General features: G+C 63.5%; 2 protein-coding genes. Both read left to right on the top strand.

The features are described from left to right. On the top strand, positions 1-205 hold a 205-nt coding region (locus EN914_RS36475; RefSeq protein WP_164779219.1), incomplete at its 5' end, for an OmpA family protein. A 239-nt stretch (positions 206-444) separates the two neighbouring features. Further along, positions 445-879 (top strand): hypothetical protein, encoded by a 435-nt coding sequence (locus EN914_RS36470; RefSeq protein WP_024502913.1) that lies wholly within the window; start codon positions 445-447, stop codon positions 877-879. Positions 880-1009: the final 130 nt, after the last annotated feature.

Here is a 1009-nt window from a genome sequence, read left to right as displayed (position 1 = left end):
CTCCGGCACCGGCCGCTACCGCGACAATTGGGAACTGTCGACGGCGCGTTCGACCTCGGTGGTGAAATTTCTGATCGAGAACGGCGTGCCGGCCAACCGCCTGGTCGCGGCAGGCTTCGGTGAGTTCCAGCCCCTCGATCCCGCCGACACCGAAGAGGCGCGCAACAAGAACCGCCGTATTGAACTGAAGCTCACCGAACGTTGATCCAAAATCACGCGAACTTGTTCGCCGGTTCAACCCTAGGGCGCAGATGGACGCCGGCAAGGCCTGAAAAGATTATCTTTTTTTAATTACACATTGTCGCAGGGCGGTCCTAGCCTGCCGCCCGGGCCGAGAACCGCCGGCGATGAATCCCCCCTCATCGCGACGCGACGGAACCGGACGGCCCAAGGCTGGAAGGCAGGCGGACAACCGCCGCCTCCCTCTACAAGAGGAGACGCGTGATGCGCTCTTTTACTCCCAAGACCTCGCTTAGAACTGCAACACTCACGGCGCTCCTCATCGCCGTTCCGCTTGCTGGCGCCTATGCCGCGGGCCATCACAAGGGCGCTCTCGACGCGACCGATCCAACCGATATGACTGGCCCGCGTGTCGAGGCGCTTATCCAACAGGTGCAGGGCGTCCGGCAGGGCATCGTGGACGCAAGACGGGCCAACAACATCACCCCGGCTGTGGCGGAACGCCTGGAAATGCGCACGGCCCACATCAATCAGGCGGCCGAGAAAGTCGCCGCCTCCGATCACGGCAGGATACCGGCCGCGCAATACCATGATCTGCTGCGCCGTCTCGACAATGTCGACCAGCGGCTGATGATCGACACCGGCAGCGGCTTCATGATCGGCGACGGCGCCGACGGCGGCAATTACCCGAACGGCTGAGGCCATAGCGCCCGAAACGGTCCAAGAGGAAGGAACCGCCTGGCGCCTTCGAGAGCGATCCCGCGGGCGTCCTTTTTACCAGCCGAGCAATACCGCGACCAGGGCGATCACCGCCGGCACGGTCTGGATG

Source organism: Mesorhizobium sp. M7A.F.Ca.CA.001.08.2.1, assembly GCF_003998455.1.
Lineage (GTDB): Bacteria > Pseudomonadota > Alphaproteobacteria > Rhizobiales > Rhizobiaceae > Mesorhizobium > Mesorhizobium ciceri.
This window is presented reverse-complemented; position numbering and strand designations above follow the sequence as displayed.

Excerpts from the sequence above, each read along its gene's own strand:
- EN914_RS36470 (WP_024502913.1), top strand. The coding sequence starts at position 445 with ATGCGCTCTTTTACTCCCAAGACCTCGCTTAGAACTGCAACACTCACG.